The organism is Pseudomonas sp. Pseusp88, assembly GCF_047303955.1.
GTDB lineage: Bacteria > Pseudomonadota > Gammaproteobacteria > Pseudomonadales > Pseudomonadaceae > Aquipseudomonas.
Map to the genome: position 1 here is coordinate 1 of NZ_JBGLYM010000029.1, position 17,932 is coordinate 17,932.

Sequence of the window (17,932 nt, forward strand, 5' to 3'; positions counted from 1 at the left end):
GCTCCGGCCCCGGTCGCGCTGCCACCTGCCGAACCGGTTGCGCCAGCAGCGGGCACCAATCCGCCGGCGCCCGCAGCAAAACCTGCTGCCGATGCCAAGGGTACGACTCAATACACCACCGGCAATAACGACACGCTCTGGCAGATTGCCGAGAAGGTGCGTAATGGCGGTTCTGTGCAGCAGACCATGCTGGCCATCCAGGCGCTGAATCCGGACGCCTTTATTGCGGGCAACATCAACCGTCTGAAGAAAGGCCAAGTGTTGCGTCTGCCGACGCCGGAACAGGCCGCAGCCATGCCGCAGCCCAAGGCGGTCACTGAAGTTGCGCAACAGAATCGTGCCTGGCGTGAAGGCCGTCGTGCTCCGGCTGCCGGTGCCCGTCAGGTCGATGCGACCCGTCGCGAGAAAGCCGGTGCCGCACCTTCCAAGGTCGAGCCGAAGGACAATCTGAGCCTGGTTTCGGCGAACACCAAGCCTGCCAAGGGCGGCAAGGGTGTCGTCGGTGACAAGGATATTGGCAACAAGCTGGCAGTCGCCCAGGAAAGTCTGGATACCGCCCGTCGCGACAACGCCGAATTGAAAAGCCGCATGACCGATTTGCAGAGCCAGGTCGACAAGCTGCAACGCCTGATCCAGCTGAAAAACGATCAACTGGCCAAGATGCAGGCTCCGGAAGCTGCTACGGCGACTCCGGCGACAACACCTGCGGTACCGGCCACCATCGTTCCGGCCAACGCCGCCAAGCCGGCTGAAACTCCGGTGCAGCCACCAGCCTCAGCTGGCGATGCCGCTCAGGTCACTGCACCTGAGCCGGACAAGTCCCTGTTGGTCGAACCGGTAGCGCCGCCTCCGGAAACCATGGAAAGCTCGCTGAACAAGCTGCTCGCCAACCCGGTGATGATGGGCTTGATTGGCGGCGGCGCGGTTCTGTTGTTGCTGCTGCTGGCGTTGTTCCTGATCCGTCGTCGCAAGGCCAGGGAAGAAGCTGAAAAGCACAAACGCATGGCCCGTGCCCTGGCTGAAGAGTCGGATTTCGTCTCCGATATGGATATGGAATTGCCTCAGGCCAGTTTTGACGGCCTCGATGTGCCATCGCCAAGTGTCAAGATGGCGCCATCGGCGGCCACCGCGCCAGCCCGTGAAGTTCCGGCTGACGCATTGGTCCAGGCCGAGATCCATATCGCCTACGGCCGCATGAATCAGGCGGTTGAACTGCTTGAGGAAGCGATCAAGGAAGATCCGGATCGTACCGACATTCGCATGAAACTCATGGAAATCTATGCCGAACAGGGCAACACCAAGGCGTTCGCGGCTCACGAACGAAAAATGGTGGCCGCGGGAAAGAACCACGCTGAGGTCGAGCAGCTAAAGAGTCGTTACCCGACCATGAATACAGTCTCAGCAACAGCCGCAGTAGCCGCTGCCAGTGTGACTGCTGCGGCCATCGCCGCAGAGCTGGATGCCAAGTACGTCGAAGAGTTGTTGCAGGACGACCCCGAGCCCGAGCCGCCAGTGGTTACTGCGCCAGTGGTTGCGCAGCCCGAGCCTGAACCCGAGCCTGTAGCCGCCGTCGACGCCCTGGATGACAATGAATTCGACCTCAGCCTGGACGGACTCGATGATGAGCCGGCCCAGACGCCGGTCGACCTCAGCCTGGATGATCTGCTGGCGGACGAACCGGTAGCGCCTGCCGCTGCCGAGCCTAGCTTTGAATCGCTGTTGCAACAGCAGACCGAAGCCAAGGCCGAAGCGGATGTCCTGGACGATCTGTCCGATTTCGACCTGGATCTGGGTGAAGACACGCCGGAACTGAAAGCCGAAGATGATTTCGTGCTGGACGACGATGCGCTGGATCTGGGCATTGTCGACGCCGAAGAGCCGGATATTCACGATCTTCAACTGCCTGATGATTTCGACCTGTCGCTTTCCGACGACCTCGAGACCGTCCAGGCCTCCGAGGCTTTCGCTTCCGAGATCGACGACGTCAACGCCGAGCTGGATCGCCTGTCGGCGAATCTGGAGCATCCGCCGATTGCCAAGCCGTTCGAGGCGCCTGGCTTCACCGCCGATGACGCCATGTTGATGGATGATGAACCGGACTTCGACTTCCTGTCGGGCACCGATGAGGCCGCGACCAAGCTCGACCTGGCGCGTGCCTATATCGAGATGGAAGACAGCGACGGCGCCCGGGACATTCTCGATGAGGTCGTTGCCGAGGGTAACGCCACTCAGAAAGCCGAAGCTCAGGAAATGCTGGCTCGGCTGGCCTGATACAGCGCTGCCGAGTGCAAGGAATCATGTGGGACCGGCTAAAGCCGGTCCCACAGGACAATCCAAGCTCACCTTGCAGGTATTTGACAAAAGCGGCCACCAATGTGGCCGTTTCTATTTGTGCCCTTGTCTGCCTGCACATGGCGTCTTTTCGCAGCAGCCTTATAATGGCCGACTTTTCGATCTTCAACGGGCTGTAATTTCTTGGCGAACTTAGATAACCCGGCGGCTGAAATGGCCGCCGAGGGCTTTTTCCGCATCGCGCTGGGCGTCGAATACAAAGGCTCTCGCTACTGCGGCTGGCAACGTCAGGCCTCCGGTGTGCTGACCGTGCAGGAAACCCTGGAAGACGCCCTGTCCAAAGTCGCCGATTCGCCGGTATCGCTGATGTGCGCCGGTCGTACCGACGCGGGTGTCCATGCCTGCGGTCAGGTGGTGCATTTCGATACTCAGGCCGAACGTTCCATGAAGGCCTGGACCATGGGCGCCAATATCAATCTGCCTCATGACATCAGTGTGAGCTGGGCCAAGGTCATGCCTGCGCATTTTCATGCCCGCTTCAAGGCGATTGCCCGGCGTTATCGCTATGTGATCTACAACGACCAGATCCGCCCCGCGCACCTGAACCAGGAAATCACCTGGAACCACCGGCCGCTGGATGTGGAGCGCATGGCCCAGGCTGCGCAATACCTGGTCGGTACTCATGACTTCAGCGCGTTTCGTGCCGGGCAGTGCCAGGCCAAGTCGCCGATCAAGCAATTGCACCATCTGCGGGTCACGCGCCACGGCAAGATGATCGTCCTCGATATTCGCGCCAATGCCTTCCTGCACCATATGGTGCGCAATATCGCCGGGGTGCTGATGACCATCGGCGCCGGTGAGCGCCCCGTCGAATGGGCCAAAGAGGTATTGGAAAGCAAGGTACGCCGCACCGGCGGCGTCACGGCGCATCCATTCGGTCTGTATCTGGTTCAGGTCGAGTATCGCGACGAGTTTCCCTTGCCGGAGCGATATATCGGGCCGCATTTCCTTACAGGTTTCGCCGAACTTGACGGCTGACGCCCGCACTGGCATTTGCTACCATCCCGGACTTCGCTGAAAGGCAGGAATCTGTTACATGACAGCCGTTCGCAGCAAAATCTGCGGGATTACCCGCATAGAAGATGCATTGGCCGCCGTCGAGGCGGGTGCCGATGCCATCGGTTTTGTCTTCTATCCGCCGAGTCCGCGGGCTGTCACCGTGCAGCAGGCGCGCGCGATCATTGCTGCCTTGCCGCCGTTTATCAGTACGGTCGGGCTGTTCGTCAATGCCAGCGCCTGTGAATTGAACGAAACACTGGATGCCGTGCCGCTGGATCTGTTGCAGTTCCACGGCGATGAAACACCCGAGCAATGCGTCGGCTATCACCGCCCATTCATCAAGGCCCTGCGCGTACAGGCCGGTGACGATATTGCGGCGGCTTGTCGGGCTTATCGTCAGGCCAGTGGCATTCTGCTCGATGCCTATGTGCCCGGTGTGCCAGGCGGCACCGGCGAGTCTTTCGATTGGGCGCTGATTCCTCACGGCCTGGAAAAACCGATTATCCTTGCCGGTGGTCTGACGTCGGCGAATGTGGCCCAGGCCATCGCCCAGGTTCGCCCTTATGCCGTGGATGTCAGTGGCGGCGTGGAAAAATCCAGAGGCATCAAGGATCACGACAAGATCCGCGCATTCATGAGTGCTGTACGCGGGGCCTGATGTGACGGCGACGATCCTGCCGCCGTCCATAGCCTCACGGTTATGCCTCACTGTTACAGGACCGGCATTGGCCGGGAAGGGTGCCTTCCCGCGTTGAGCCGGTCCCACATTTGTTATGAATTTAGCTCAAGGGCATACGCAGGCGCCGAGTCGCCTGACGTTCTAGCCACCGGAACTGGAGAAAGAAAGCATGAGCAACTGGTTGGTAGACAAACTGATCCCTTCGATCATGCGTTCCGAGGTCAAGAAAAGCTCTGTCCCCGAAGGCCTCTGGCACAAGTGCCCGTCCTGCGAGGCGGTGCTCTATCGTCCGGAACTGGAAAAGACCCTGGACGTCTGCCCCAAGTGCAACCACCACATGCGCATCGACGCACGTGCACGCCTGGATATTTTCCTCGATGCCGAAGGTCGCAACGAGCTGGGTGCTGACCTGGAGCCGGTGGATCGCCTGAAATTCCGTGACAGCAAGAAGTACAAGGATCGCCTCACCGCTGCCCAGAAGCAGACCGGTGAAAAAGACGCCCTGATCTCCATGAGCGGCACCCTGCTGGGCATGCCGGTCGTGGCCAGCGCCTTCGAGTTCTCCTTCATGGGCGGCTCCATGGGCGCCATCGTTGGTGAGCGCTTTGTCCAGGCGGCCAACTACGCCCTGGAAAAACGCTGCCCGATGATCTGCTTCGCCGCCTCCGGCGGTGCGCGCATGCAGGAAGCGCTGATCTCCCTGATGCAGATGGCCAAGACTTCCGCAGTACTGGCTCGTCTTCGCGAAGAGGGCCTGCCGTTCATTTCCGTGCTGACTGACCCGGTCTACGGGGGGGTTTCCGCCAGCCTGGCCATGCTTGGTGACGTGATCGTCGCCGAACCCAAGGCGCTGATCGGTTTCGCCGGTCCTCGCGTGATCGAGCAGACCGTGCGGGAAAAACTCCCGGAAGGCTTCCAGCGCAGTGAATTCCTGCTGGACCACGGCGCCATCGACATGATCATCCCGCGTTCGGAGCTGCGTCCGCGCCTGGGTAATCTGCTGGCGCAACTGATGGACCTGCCAACACCGAAGTTCGTCGCGCCCGTGCTGGAACCGATCGTCATTCCACCGGCACCGGCCAACGTATGACGCCAGGATCCCTGGGGGACTGGCTGGCCTATCTGGAGCAACTGCATCCTTCGGCCATCGATATGGGCCTTGACCGTTCGCGGCAAGTGGCGACGCAGCTTGGCCTGACTCGCCCGGCGCCGCGGGTGATCACGGTCACCGGCACCAATGGCAAGGGTTCGACCTGTGCTTTCGTTGCTGCGTTGTTGCGCGCCCAGGGCCTCAGGGTTGGCGTCTACAGCTCGCCACACCTGTTGCGCTACAACGAGCGCGTGCAGGTGCAGGGCGTCGAGGCCACTGATGTCGAACTATGCGATGCCTTCGCCGCTGTTGAAGCAGCCCGTGGTGATGTCACTCTGACCTATTTCGAAATGGGTACGCTTGCGGCGTTCTGGCTGTTCGAACAGGCGGCACTGGATGCCGTGGTGCTTGAGGTCGGCCTGGGCGGACGTCTGGATGCAGTAAACCTGGTCGATGCGGATCTGGCGCTGGTGACCAGCATCGGGCTGGATCATGCCGACTGGCTGGGCGATACCCGTGAGTCCGTGGCTTTCGAAAAGGCCGGAATCTTCCGCGAGGGTCGTCCGGTGGTCTGCGGCGATCTCGATCCACCACAACCGCTGCTGGCCCGGGCCGCCGAGCTGCATTGCCCGCTGTCCCTGCGCGGCAATGAGTTCGACCTGTCCATCAGCGCCAACAACTGGCACTGGGCCGGACGCGACTCTGCGGGGCAACTGGTCGAGCTGCATGACCTGCCGTTGCTCGACCTGCCCATGGAGAATGCCGCACTGGCCTTGCAGGCGTATCTGCTGCTCGACCTGCCGTGGCAACCGGACGTGATTCGTAGCGCGTTGCAGACGACCCGGGTGACCGGTCGTCTGGAACGTCGCGTGGTGCATTGGCACGGCAAGACCCTGAATCTGCTGCTGGATGTGGGTCATAACGGTCACGCCGCGCAATTTCTGGCCCGGCGGCTGGCCCAGCGCCCTGTACCAGGCAAGCGTCTGGCGGTGTTCGGCCTGCTCGCCGACAAGGATCTGGACGGCGTGGTTGCCGAGTTGCACAACAGTATCCAGGACTGGGCCGTCGCCCCGTTACCCACATCACGCAGTCGCCAGCCCGACGAACTCCAGGCTGCCTTGCAGAACCTTGGCGCAAATGTGACGTCATACCCGAGTGTTGCGCAGGCACTGGAAGCCCAGTGCGCGCACGCGACGGCCGATGACGAGATTTTGCTGTTCGGGTCTTTTTACTGCGTTTCCGAGGCCCTGGAATGGTTGACTCGGCACGCCACGGAGGAATCTGCAAATGGCCTTGCTGGATAAAGCCTACAAACAGCGCATGGTCGGCGCGCTGGTCCTGATCGCCATCGCGGTGATCTTTCTGCCCATGCTGTTCTCGCGCCAGGATGAAGCCCGGCGAGTTCAGGTCGAGGCTCCGGCTGCGCCCCAGGCGCCTGTCGTGCCGCAGGTCAAGGTCGAGTCGGTGCCGGTTCCCGAGCAGCAGGCTTTGCCCCAGGAACCTGTTCCGGAAGAAGACGCCGCGACGCCTGTGCCGGTGCCATCACCGACACCGGCCAAGCCCGTTGTGACTGCCCCTGCTGCCAAGCCTGCCGCCGTGGCCAGCGCACCCGCCAAGCCGACACCTGCGCCAGCGGCGACGCCAGCCCCTGCCAAACCGGCAACGCCGGTCGCCGAGCCGAGCCGGGTCGATGCCAACGGCCTGTCGGTCAGTTGGTCGGTGCAACTGGCCAGCCTGTCCAATCGGGCCAATGCCGACAACCTGCAGAAGACTTTGCGCACCCAGGGCTATAACGCCTACATCCGCACGTCTGATGGGGTCAATCGGGTATTCGTCGGCCCGCTGATCGAACGTGCCGAAGCCGATCGCCTGCGTGATCAGCTGGATAAACAGCAGAAGCTCAAGGGTATCGTCGTACGCTTCCAGCCCGAGCATAACTAGGCCCAAAGGCTCCAGGGTCTGTACGAAATGCGTCCTGCCGGTAAATCCCTGCTTACCGGCAGGGCGGGGCTCTGCTAAAATGCGCCGCCTCATGGGTTAGCAGATTCCAACGTGCCATTTTCTCCGGTTGACTGGGCGATTCTCGGGGTAGTCATCATCTCGGCTCTGATCAGTCTCAAGCGCGGCTTCGTCAAAGAAGCTCTTTCGCTGGTGATCTGGATCGCCGCAGGTGCTGTCGCCTGGATGTTCGGTGCCAGCCTGTCGCAATACCTGGTCAATTACATCGAAACGCCATCGCTGCGAGTGATGGCGGGTTGCTCTATTCTGTTCGTCGCCACCTTGCTGGTTGGCGCCATGGTCAATTTTCTGATCGGCGAACTTATTCTTGTCACCGGGCTTTCCGGGACTGACCGTTTTCTCGGCATGGCTTTCGGCGCAGCGCGCGGAGGCCTGCTGGTCGTGGTGGCCGTCGGGCTGTTGAGCCTGGGGCCGGTACAACAGGATCAATGGTGGCAACAGTCTCGGCTGGTGCCACAGTTTCTGATGGTCGCTGACTGGTCGAAAAACCTGATTCTCGGGATGTCCAGCAAGTGGCTCGCCAGCGGCATCAGCGTACCCGCTGACCTGCCGTTCAAGGATCACCTTCTGCCAGCGGCTACCGCCATACCGCAGGAAGTGCTCGGTAAATCCAGTTCCACTAAGTAGGGGTTGTGTCGCATGTGTGGCATCGTCGGTATCGTCGGTAAGTCGAACGTCAATCAGGCGCTGTATGACGCGCTCACCGTCCTCCAGCACCGCGGCCAGGACGCTGCCGGTATCGTAACCAGCCACGACGGCCGGTTATTCCTGCGCAAGGACAATGGTTTGGTCCGTGATGTGTTCCATCAGCGCCATATGCAGCGCCTGATCGGCCACATGGGCATTGGCCATGTACGCTATCCAACTGCGGGCAGCTCGACTTCGGCCGAAGCCCAGCCGTTCTACGTCAACTCGCCTTACGGCATTACGCTGGCGCACAACGGCAACCTGACCAACGTCGAGCAACTGGCCAAGGAGATTTACGAATCCGACCTGCGCCACGTCAACACCAATTCCGACTCGGAAGTATTGCTCAACGTCTTCGCCCATGAACTGGCCGTACGCGGCAAGTTGCAGCCGACCGAAGAGGACATCTTCGCTGCCGTGACCGACGTGCATAAGCGTTGCCGTGGCGGTTACGCGGTCGTGGCGATGATCACCGGCTACGGTATCGTCGGTTTCCGCGACCCGGATGCCATCCGTCCGATCGTGTTCGGCCAGCGTCACACCGACGAAGGCGTCGAGTACATGATTGCCTCTGAGAGCGTGTCCCTGGACGTGCTCGGCTTCACCCTGATCCGCGACCTGGCGCCGGGCGAAGCGGTGTACATCACCGAAGACGGCAAGCTGCACACCCGTCAGTGTGCACCTAACCCTAAATACGCCCCATGCATCTTCGAACACGTCTATCTGGCGCGTCCGGACTCGATCATTGACGGCATCTCGGTATACAAGGCGCGTCTGCGCATGGGCGAGAAGCTGGCGGACAAGATCCTGCGCGAGCGTCCGGACCATGACATCGACGTGGTCATCCCGATTCCCGATACCAGCCGTACCGCAGCGCTTGAGCTGGCCAACCACCTGGGCGTCAAGTTCCGCGAAGGCTTCGTCAAGAACCGCTACATTGGCCGCACCTTCATCATGCCCGGCCAGGCGGCGCGGAAAAAATCCGTACGGCAGAAGCTCAACGCCATCGAGCTGGAATTCCGCGGCAAGAACGTGATGCTGGTGGATGACTCCATCGTGCGCGGCACCACCTGCAAGCAGATCATCCAGATGGCCCGCGAAGCCGGTGCCAAGAATGTCTATTTCTGCTCGGCAGCCCCTGCCGTGCGCTACCCGAACGTCTACGGCATCGATATGCCGAGTGCCCACGAACTGATCGCGCATAACCGCACGACCCAGGAAGTGGCGGATCTGATCGGTGCTGACTGGCTTATCTATCAGGACCTTTCTGACCTGATCGAAGCCGTCAGCGGCAGCAAGAAGATCAAGATCGATAACTTCGACTGCTCCGTGTTCGACGGCAAGTACGTGACCGGCGACATCGACGAGCATTACCTGCACAAGATCGAACAGGCGCGCAACGATGCCTCCAAGGTCAAGACCCAGGCCGTCAGCGCGATCATCGATCTGTACAACAACTGATTAGCAAGGAGAAGGCGGCATGACTCAGGAATGGGATGCCGGTCGGCTGGACAGCGACCTTGAAGGCGTGGGTTTCGACACCCTCGCCGTGCGTGCGGGCCAACACCGCACGCCGGAAGGCGAACACAGCGATCCGATGTTCTTCACCTCCAGTTACGTTTTCCGTACGGCCGCCGACGCGGCCGCACGTTTTGCGGGTGAAGTACCGGGCAACGTCTATTCGCGCTACACCAACCCTACCGTGCGCTCGTTCGAGGAGCGCATTGCCGCCCTCGAAGGTGCCGAGCAGGCCGTGGCTACCGCTACCGGCATGGCGGCGATCCTTGCCACGGTGATGAGCCTGTGCAGCGCGGGCGATCATGTGCTGGTATCGCAAAGCGTATTTGGCTCGACCATCAGCCTGTTTGAGAAGTACTTCAAGCGCTTCGGCGTGCAGGTCGACTACGTCCCCCTGGCCGAACTGTCGGGATGGGATGCGGCGATCAAGGCCAACACCAGACTGCTGTTCGTCGAGTCCCCGTCCAATCCCCTGGCCGAGCTGGTGGATATTGCCGCCCTGGCCGAGATCGCCCATGCCAAGGGCGCAATGCTGGTCGTGGACAACTGCTTCTGCACCCCGGCCTTGCAGCAGCCGCTGAAACTGGGTGCCGACATTGTCGTGCACTCGGCGACCAAGTTCATCGACGGCCAGGGCCGTTGCATGGGCGGCGTCGTGGCCGGTCGCAGCGAGCAGATGAAGGAAGTGGTGGGTTTCCTGCGTACCGCCGGGCCGACCCTGAGCCCGTTCAACGCCTGGATCTTCCTCAAGGGCCTGGAAACCCTGAACCTGCGCATGCGCGCCCACTGCGCCAATGCCCTGGCCCTGGCCGAATGGCTGGAGCAACAGGACGGCATCGAGAAGGTGCACTACGCCGGTCTCAAGAGCCATCCGCAGCATGCCTTGGCCCAGCGCCAGCAGAAGGGCTTTGGTGCGGTGGTGAGTTTCGAGGTCAAGGGTGGCAAAGAGGGCGCCTGGCGCTTTATCGATGCGACTCGCCTGATTTCCATCACCGCCAACCTGGGTGACAGCAAGACCACCATTACCCACCCAAGCACCACCTCCCATGGCCGTCTGGCGCCACAGGAGCGCGAGGCTGCGGGCATTCGCGACAGTCTGATCCGTGTCGCGGTCGGTCTGGAAGACGTCGCCGACCTGCAGGCGGATCTGGCGCGTGGCCTGGCTGCACTGTGAGTGACTGGGCGATGCAGGTCGCCAGTGCCAGCAACGGCCGGGTCGCGCTGGTTACCGGCGCGGCCCGGGGCATCGGTCAGGGCATTGCCGCCTGGCTGATTGCCGAAGGCTGGCGCGTAGTGCTGGCCGATGTCGATCGCCAGCGTGGCGCGACGGTGGCCCAGGTTCTGGGTGACAACGCGATGTTCGTGTTCATGGACGTCGCCAACGAGGAGCAGGTCGCTGCCGGCGTGGCCGACGTGCTCGGCCAGTTCGGTCGTCTGGATGCCCTGGTCTGCAACGCAGCGGTCGCCGATCCCCATAACATCACTCTGGAAAGCCTCGACCTGGCCTACTGGAATCGTGTTCTGGCAATCAACCTGACCGGTCCCATGCTCCTGGCCAAACATTGCGCGCCCTATCTGCGCGCCCATGGTGGCAGCGTCGTCAATTTGGCCTCGACCCGAGCCAGCCAGTCAGAAGCCGATACCGAGGCTTATGCGGCGAGCAAGGGTGGTCTCGTAGCCCTGACCCACGCCCTGGCCATCAGCCTTGGCCCGCAGATCCGCGTCAACGCCGTCAGCCCCGGCTGGATCGACGCCCGGGACACCGCCCGGCGTCGCGCCGAGCCGCTGTCAGAGAGCGATCACGACCAGCATCCGGCCGGAAGGGTAGGAACGGTGGAGGACGTTGCCGCTATGGTGGCCTGGCTGCTGTCGAGGAATGCCGGGTTTGTCACGGGGCAGGAGTTCGTGGTCGATGGTGGTATGAGCAAGAAGATGATCTATAGCGAGTAGCTGGGTAGGAGCAAACTTGTTCGCGAGACGCCCTATCTGATGTATCTAGCCATCCCTCTTGCCAACAAGTTGGCTCCTGCCATCAGCGTTCATAAAAACGACTTCTGAAAAAAACTTCAAGCAGGCTATTGACTTAGGTTCTCTACCTGCGTAAATTTCGCGGCCTCAGCGAAGCAAAGGGTGATTAGCTCAGCCGGGAGAGCAGCTGCCTTACAAGCAGCGGGTCGGCGGTTCGATCCCGTCATCACCCACCATTCGTTGAAAGTTGTTTGCTACACCGGACGAAAGTCCACCGACGCGCAGCGGTAGTTCAGTCGGTTAGAATACCGGCCTGTCACGCCGGGGGTCGCGGGTTCGAGTCCCGTCCGCTGCGCCATATTTGTACAGATCCGGTTTTCCGGGTTTGCGATTGAACGGCCTCAAGGCCATTCGATCACGGGTTTAAAGAAAGCATACTTAGCCAATAAGTCTGTTTTATGAGTTTCAAACGAACGCAAGTTCGAGCGATACGCAGCGGTAGTTCAGTCGGTTAGAATACCGGCCTGTCACGCCGGGGGTCGCGGGTTCGAGTCCCGTCCGCTGCGCCATATTTGTACAGATCCGGTTTTCCGGGTTTGCGATTGAACGGCCTCAAGGCCATTCGATCACGGGTTTAAAGAAAGCATACTTAGCCAATAAGTCTGTTTTATGAGTTTCAAACGAACGCAAGTTCGAGCGATACGCAGCGGTAGTTCAGTCGGTTAGAATACCGGCCTGTCACGCCGGGGGTCGCGGGTTCGAGTCCCGTCCGCTGCGCCATACAAAGCTTCGAGGCCCTTGAACTCCTCGAAGCAACAAAGAAGCGACCTTAGGGTCGCTTTTTTGTTTTCTGAGATTGATAAATAGACGTTCGTTGGATTGGAACGGTATTTCGTAGGAGCTGCGCAAGGCTGCGAATGGTTCTACCTGCCACACCGCTTTCGCAGCCTCCGGCAGCTCCTGCAAATCCGTATTTGCAGGGCACAGCGCGGCGCTCCATTCATGAATGTATCGACATCCTTGCAAACTCTGCGTTGATCCTCAGCGTAGGTTGTTGCAGACTTACCCCCGCTTTTCAGGTTGGCTGCTTCGCCGACAGTTTTTCTCTCAGGATCGTCGATGTCTAAATTCATGTGCTTGCGTACCGCCTGCTGGGCTTCCATTTTCCTGGCTGCCGCTGGCTGTTCGTCGCAAAAGCAAGCCATCTACGACCATGAAAATTTCGACGATGCCGGCACCTTCTCGCGTACCTATCCGGTGAGCGATAACGCTTCGTGCGAAGCCGCCCGTCGTGCCTTGCTCAGCCAGGGTTACATCATCACCAGCAGTGATCCGAAGATGATCAGCGGTCACAAAAGCTTCCAGCAGACCGGCGAGACCCATATGGAGATCAGCTTCAATGTGGTCTGCGCTTCTGACGGCAGCGGCGACCAGCGTTCGAGCATGTTCGCCAACGCCTTGCAGGATCGCTACGCGCTGAAGAAGACCAACAGCTCGGCCAGTCTGGGCGTGGGTGTGCTGGGTTCGGTGTCGATGCCGATCGGTTCGACCGATGATTCCATGGTCAAGGTCGCCAGCGAGACGGTAGCGTCGCAGAAGTTCTACGATCGCTTCTTCGTCCTGGTGGAAAATTTCCTGCCGCCGGAAGCGAAAAAAGCCGCGCATATCCCGGAGAAGCCCAAGTCGGATGCCAACGACCTGGGCATGCCTGAGCCGGTTGCCGCCGCTGCTGCGCCAGAAACCAAGACTCCCGAGCCCAAGCCTGTCGAGGTCAAACAGGCCGAACCCAAGGTTGCCGAACCCAAGCAGGCCGAGCAGAAGGTCGTAGAGCCGGTGCTCAATCCCGAGCCGGCCGTCAGCGAACCGGTACCGGCGCCCGTGGATCACGAGCCGGTGAAGGCCGAGACCACGACGCCAGAGACAGCGCCCGTTGAGCCGGTCACCCCTGCTACACCTTAATCTCCAGGTGTGCGCCGCGGCGATGTGGGAGCGGATTTATCCGCGAAAGGGGGCAGGCGAGTTGGGTCGGATGTCCCGCCTCATCCGCGAATGAATTCGCTCCCACAGGGCTCACCTCCATAGTCCATCCCTGGCATTTATTTAACCCAGGAACAACCGGTACGCCGGATTCTCGCTCTCATCCCAGTACGGGTAACCAATCTCCGCCAATGCCGCCGGGATCAGGTCCCGCTCGTCTTCCGGCACCACCAGCCCCGCTACCACCCGGCCATCTGCTGCGCCATGGTTACGGTAGTGGAACATCGAGATGGTCCAGCGCCCGCCCAGTTTATTCAGAAAGTTGAACAAGGCGCCCGGCCGCTCGGGGAATTCGAAGCGAAGCACCACTTCATCACTGACCCGCTCCGCATGGCCGCCGACCATATGCCGGATATGCAGTTTGGCCAGTTCGTTATCGGTCAGGTCCACTACCGGGAAACCCTGTTCAGTCAGGCTTGCGATCAAGGCGCTGCGCGGATCAGTGTCGGGATGGGTCTGAACGCCGACGAAAATGTGGGCTTCACGAATGGTGTGATAGCGGTAGTTGAACTCAGTGATCTGGCGCTTGCCGATGGCCTCGCAGAAGGCCTTGAAGCTGCCCGGCCGCTCGGGGATGGTCACGGCGATGATGGCTTCGCGGCCTTCTCCCAGTTCGGCACGCTCGGCGACGTGGCGCAGACGGTCGAAGTTGACGTTGGCGCCGGAGTCGATGGCCACCAGAGTCTGGCCGCTGATGCCGTACTGCTCGGTGTATTTCTTGATCCCGGCCACACCCAGGGCACCAGCAGGTTCGGTGATGGAACGGGTATCGTCGTAGATATCCTTGATTGCCGCGCAGATCTCGTCAGTGCTGACGGTGATCACTTCATCGACATAGTGTTGGCAGATATCAAAGGTGTGCTTGCCAATCTGCGCCACGGCCACGCCATCGGCAAAGAGCCCGACCTGCTGCAATACCACGCGCTCGCCGTAGGCCATGGCCTGTTGCAGGCAGTTGGAGTCGTCCGGCTCGACGCCGATCACCTTGATTTCCGGGCGCAGGTATTTCACATAGGCAGCGATACCGGCGATCAGGCCGCCGCCACCCACCGGCACGAAGATCGCGTCCAGAGGCCCCTGATGCTGACGCAGGATCTCCATGGCCACGGTGCCTTGCCCGGCGATGGTGTCGGGGTCGTCGTAAGGGTGGACGTAGACATAGCCCTGTTCCTCGACCAGCTTCAGCGAGTAGGCCAATGCTTCCGGGAACGAATCACCGTGCAACACCACGATGCCACCACGGGAACGCACGCCTTCGACCTTGATCTCGGGCGTGGTCTTGGGCATCACGATGGTGGCTTTGACACCCAGGGTCTTGGCCGCCAAGGCCAGGCCCTGCGCATGATTGCCCGCCGATGCGGTAACTACGCCCCGCGCCAGTTCCTCGGGGCTCAGTTGCGCCAGCTTGTTATAGGCACCGCGAATCTTGAAGGAGAACACCGGTTGCAGGTCTTCGCGCTTGAGCAGCACTTGGTTGCCCAGGCGCTCGGACAGCTGACGGGCGCCTTGCAACGGCGTTTCCACGGCGACGTCGTAGACGCGTGAGGTGAGGATCTTGCGAACGTAGTGATTGAGCAGGTCGGTCATCGTGTCGTTTCCTGGTGCAAAACAACAGAGCACGACAACGGCGCGGTGAGCAGGGCGATACGGGAATAGAGAATGATCATGTCTGACTCCTGGTTCAGCGATTTGGCCCAGGAGACAGAAGAAAAACCCGCCTCTAGGGCGGGTTGGGTGCAAGCGTCGGCTAACCCGCCATGACTGGAATGGCGGTAATAATAATCTGGCCGAAGAAATGCTTGGTTACGTTCATGACACAAAGACTATTTCGACTGCACCCTGGACGTCAAGCACATTGATTTCAAACAGCCATCGGGCTTCCGCCTCGTACCCTCCGTCACCCGTCGCTAAATTTCCAACGGCTAATCCGTCTTCTTGTGACTGCCGTCATTTTTATTTCACCTGGGCGTTTTAGTTTGTTCACGTTGGCACTTTAGGGTGAAAGACATGGTCAGTGAATGAGACCAAATAACGGAAAACCGCCGGAGGGCATGAAAATGGACGAATACCAGGAAGAACTGCTTGAATTCCAAGCCTTTGAACTCGATCTGCCAGAACCGGCTGATGATGCTACCGAGTTGTAATCGGTAGCAGGATTTGCCCTGACACAGCGCAGGGCCCCTGTAGGAGCTGCCGGAGGCTGCGAAAGCTGAGTCTCGGATGGCCCAATTCGCAGCCTTCGGCAGCTCCTGCAAGATCCCGTTCCAAATCATGAGATGGGTATCTGTTCAATAACTCACGCCATCTGCCGCTGACTACGCCGAAACTCCCCCGGCGTCTGCCCGTTCCAGCGTTTGAAGGCGCGTTGAAAGGCTTCGGCCGAGGCAAACCCCAGTAGATAAGCTATCTCCCCGAATGCCAGTTCCGTGTCGCGAATGTAGGTCATGGCCAGGTCGCGGCGCGTGTCATTGAGAATGTCGCGAAAGCCGGTACCTTCATCGGCGAGTTTGCGGCGCAAGGTCCAGGTCGGCAGTTTCAGCCGGGCTGCGACTTCTTCCAGATCCGGCTCCCGCCCCCCATTCAACAACGGCCCCAGCAACTGGGTGATGCGTTCGCGCAGGCTGCGGGTGCGGGTGCGTTGTTCCAGCTCCTTCTCGCACAACTGCAACAGGTGGCGCCAGGTGCTCGGGCAGTGATCGGGGTTGCGCAGGGCCAGGCTGTGCTGATCCAGACGCAATTGGTTGCCCGCCGCGCCGAAGATTACCGGCGTGTCGCTCAAGTCGCCATAGTCGCCAGCATAATCCGGGGCCTCGAATTCGATTTCCAGGCGTCGCGCCTGCACCGTACAACCCGCCAGTATGGATAGTTGAGTCAGCCAGCCGGCGAGTATCGAATCCACCACAAAACGGTTGTAGGCGTTGTACGGGCTGATGGAGTAAAAGCGCAGCCAGGCGCCGTCGGCATCTTCCTCGAAGCGCGACTGCCCGCGATAGTTGGAGCCATACAGTGGCTCAAAGCGAATCAGGGTGCGTGCCGCTTCACGCACGTTTGGAGCCTGGCTGGCAGTTACGCCTGCCAGCCCGGCCTGGCCCAGGCGGCCGAACCGGCCCATGCGCAAGCCCAGGGCCGGGTCGCCGGTCAATTGCATGGCGGCATGGCCCAAGCGCATATAACGCGGGATCGACAGCCGCGCTCCGGCCTCGGCCAGGCGGGCCGGGTCCAGGCCGTATTGGTCGAGCAGGGGTAGCGGGTCCTGGCCATGGCTGCGTACGGCTGCGGCCAGGCTGTCGATAAAGCCGACTGACAGATCCCCCAGGCGTATGGATGGTGCTTTCATCTATACCTCTGTCCCGTGGGAGCGTGGCTTCTGCGGGGCATTCATAACCAGATATTGATCAGGCGGGCGCCATGGAACGCCGAGCTGTTCGGCACCGGTTCGCTGAGGTTCTGCCCGGCGTGGCTGGCGAAGCTGTAGCCGGAGCTGCCCTGGTCCCAGAATTGACCGCGCATGAACACGCTGATACTCGCCCTGGCGTTACTCTGGAATTCGCGACCGCTCAGGGTCAGCTGCTGCCAGGCCTGGCCCTCGCTGACTTGCAGGGGGTTGAGCCCGATGCTGCTCACGGTCATTGGGTGGTGTGAGCCGCCCCAAGGTTTATTCCAGCGCTCATTACCGATCACCATCGCCGGTATGGCGATGAGTTCCACGCCTTGCTGGTTCAGTATCTTGTAGTTGGACGGATACCAGCTGTCACTGCCGATCAGTACGCCCAAACGCCCGGCCGGGGTATCGATTACATGCAGTGGCGCGCCGTCGGCCGGGCGGATGTAGCCGCGCTGATGGTTGGCCGGTGACAACTGACGTTGCGGCTGGCCAATGGGCAGGCCGTCGCTGCCGAAGGTCACGCTGCTGTTGAACAGCGGGCCGTTGCCGATCTGCAACTGGCCATTTTCCACCGAAGGTTCTGGCAGCACGATGGAGCCGGCGACTAGGGTTACGCCGAACTCCCTGGCTAGCCCGCCAAACAGACTCTGGTAATCCCGGGCCATGGTTTCGGCCTTCATGCGCATATGAGCGTCGTCCAGGCGGTTGCCGCCCCTGGCCTTGAACACCGCGTTGATGAACCGCCATGGATGGCTCAGGGCCAGCCAGGTCATGGCTTCCTTGATGGTTTCAGCTTGATACAACTGATTCTTTTCGCCGCTGGCCAGCAGCCAGGTGCCGATATGTTCTGGCAGCACGACAATGGTTCGGGAGTTGATCAGGCCTTGGTCCCGCGCCTGTTGCAAGTAGGCGGAGAGCTTGCGATGCAGGCGCTCGTTGCTCTGGTAATCGGCAGGGAAGAGTTCCGGCTGGATGCCCAGCAGATTGCCGCGGTCGCCGGGCTGGCCTTCGTTGACCACCAGATGAATACGCAGGTCCGACAGATAGTGACCGACGGGGCGGTCGCCGATCCAGATGGCATAGCCGACGAGGAGGGCTATCAGCGCCAGGGCGATGAATAGACCCAGAAGTTTGCGCATGGGCTGATCGCTACACAAGCATGACTTTGCATTGAGGGTTTAGTCCGAAGGCTACGGCA

The 17,932-nt window shown here is 60.7% G+C and carries 14 protein-coding genes and 4 tRNA genes; 15 read left to right on the forward strand and 3 right to left on the reverse strand.

Translation table 11 applies throughout. The features are described 5' to 3' along the window. From ACCD02_RS25945 to ACCD02_RS26015, 15 genes are all read left to right on the forward strand, one after another. Positions 1-2,271: FimV/HubP family polar landmark protein (locus ACCD02_RS25945; protein WP_413308418.1), on the forward strand; the 2,271-nt coding region annotated here is incomplete at its 5' end. A 234-nt stretch (positions 2,272-2,505) separates the two neighbouring features. Next, positions 2,506-3,330, forward strand: coding sequence for a tRNA pseudouridine(38-40) synthase TruA (truA, locus tag ACCD02_RS25950; protein ID WP_413308518.1), 825 nt, complete (start codon positions 2,506-2,508; stop codon positions 3,328-3,330). 58 nt (positions 3,331-3,388) lie between these two features. Further along, a complete protein-coding gene (locus ACCD02_RS25955; RefSeq protein ID WP_413308420.1) occupies positions 3,389-4,009 on the forward strand; it encodes a phosphoribosylanthranilate isomerase in 621 nt (206 codons plus the stop codon). 190 nt (positions 4,010-4,199) lie between these two features. Continuing rightward, the gene (accD, locus tag ACCD02_RS25960) at positions 4,200-5,120 is read left to right on the forward strand and encodes an acetyl-CoA carboxylase, carboxyltransferase subunit beta (RefSeq protein WP_413308422.1); all 921 of its coding nucleotides are present in this window, start codon (positions 4,200-4,202) and stop codon (positions 5,118-5,120) included. Further along, positions 5,117-6,424, forward strand: a complete 1,308-nt coding sequence (gene folC, locus ACCD02_RS25965) for a bifunctional tetrahydrofolate synthase/dihydrofolate synthase (RefSeq protein ID WP_413308424.1) — start codon at positions 5,117-5,119, stop codon at positions 6,422-6,424. The genes accD and folC overlap by 4 nt, the downstream gene beginning before the upstream one ends. Next, the gene (locus tag ACCD02_RS25970) at positions 6,408-7,061 is read left to right on the forward strand and encodes an SPOR domain-containing protein (RefSeq protein ID WP_413308426.1); all 654 of its coding nucleotides are present in this window, start codon (positions 6,408-6,410) and stop codon (positions 7,059-7,061) included. The genes folC and ACCD02_RS25970 overlap by 17 nt, the downstream gene beginning before the upstream one ends. 111 nt (positions 7,062-7,172) lie before the next feature. Then, complete coding sequence (locus tag ACCD02_RS25975; RefSeq protein ID WP_413308428.1) at positions 7,173-7,766, forward strand: CvpA family protein; 594 nt, start codon at positions 7,173-7,175, stop codon at positions 7,764-7,766. A gap of 12 nt (positions 7,767-7,778) precedes the next feature. Continuing rightward, positions 7,779-9,287: an amidophosphoribosyltransferase gene (purF, locus tag ACCD02_RS25980; protein ID WP_413308430.1), complete on the forward strand. Its 1,509-nt coding sequence runs from the start codon at positions 7,779-7,781 to the stop codon at positions 9,285-9,287. Positions 9,288-9,306: 19 nt separating this feature from the next. After that, the gene (locus ACCD02_RS25985; protein ID WP_413308432.1) at positions 9,307-10,518 is read left to right on the forward strand and encodes an O-succinylhomoserine sulfhydrylase; all 1,212 of its coding nucleotides are present in this window, start codon (positions 9,307-9,309) and stop codon (positions 10,516-10,518) included. An 11-nt stretch (positions 10,519-10,529) separates the two neighbouring features. Then, a complete protein-coding gene (locus ACCD02_RS25990) occupies positions 10,530-11,294 on the forward strand; it encodes an SDR family oxidoreductase (RefSeq protein WP_413308520.1) in 765 nt (254 codons plus the stop codon). 178 nt (positions 11,295-11,472) lie between these two features. Continuing rightward, positions 11,473-11,548: transfer RNA gene (locus ACCD02_RS25995), tRNA-Val, on the forward strand. 45 nt (positions 11,549-11,593) lie between these two features. After that, positions 11,594-11,670 (forward strand) — tRNA-Asp (locus ACCD02_RS26000). Between the two features lie 134 nt (positions 11,671-11,804). Then, positions 11,805-11,881, forward strand: a tRNA-Asp gene (locus ACCD02_RS26005). A 134-nt stretch (positions 11,882-12,015) separates the two neighbouring features. Beyond that, positions 12,016-12,092, forward strand: a tRNA-Asp gene (locus ACCD02_RS26010). A gap of 339 nt (positions 12,093-12,431) precedes the next feature. Then, a complete protein-coding gene (locus ACCD02_RS26015) occupies positions 12,432-13,271 on the forward strand; it encodes a DUF2242 domain-containing protein (protein WP_413308434.1) in 840 nt (279 codons plus the stop codon). A gap of 141 nt (positions 13,272-13,412) precedes the next feature. Here the strand turns inward: ACCD02_RS26015 and ilvA are convergent, their stop codons facing one another. The 3 genes from ilvA to ACCD02_RS26030 all read right to left on the reverse strand — a co-directional run bounded on the left by ilvA (position 13,413) and on the right by ACCD02_RS26030 (position 17,873). Further along, entirely contained in the window at positions 13,413-14,927 is a 1,515-nt protein-coding gene (ilvA, locus tag ACCD02_RS26020) for a threonine ammonia-lyase, biosynthetic (RefSeq protein ID WP_413308522.1), read from the reverse strand. 718 nt (positions 14,928-15,645) lie between these two features. Continuing rightward, positions 15,646-16,686: an AraC family transcriptional regulator gene (locus ACCD02_RS26025; protein WP_413308436.1), complete on the reverse strand. Its 1,041-nt coding sequence runs from the start codon at positions 16,684-16,686 to the stop codon at positions 15,646-15,648. Positions 16,687-16,727: 41 nt separating this feature from the next. Next, positions 16,728-17,873, reverse strand: a complete 1,146-nt coding sequence (locus ACCD02_RS26030; RefSeq protein WP_413308438.1) for a carbon-nitrogen hydrolase family protein — start codon at positions 17,871-17,873, stop codon at positions 16,728-16,730. Positions 17,874-17,932 lie beyond the last annotated feature (59 nt).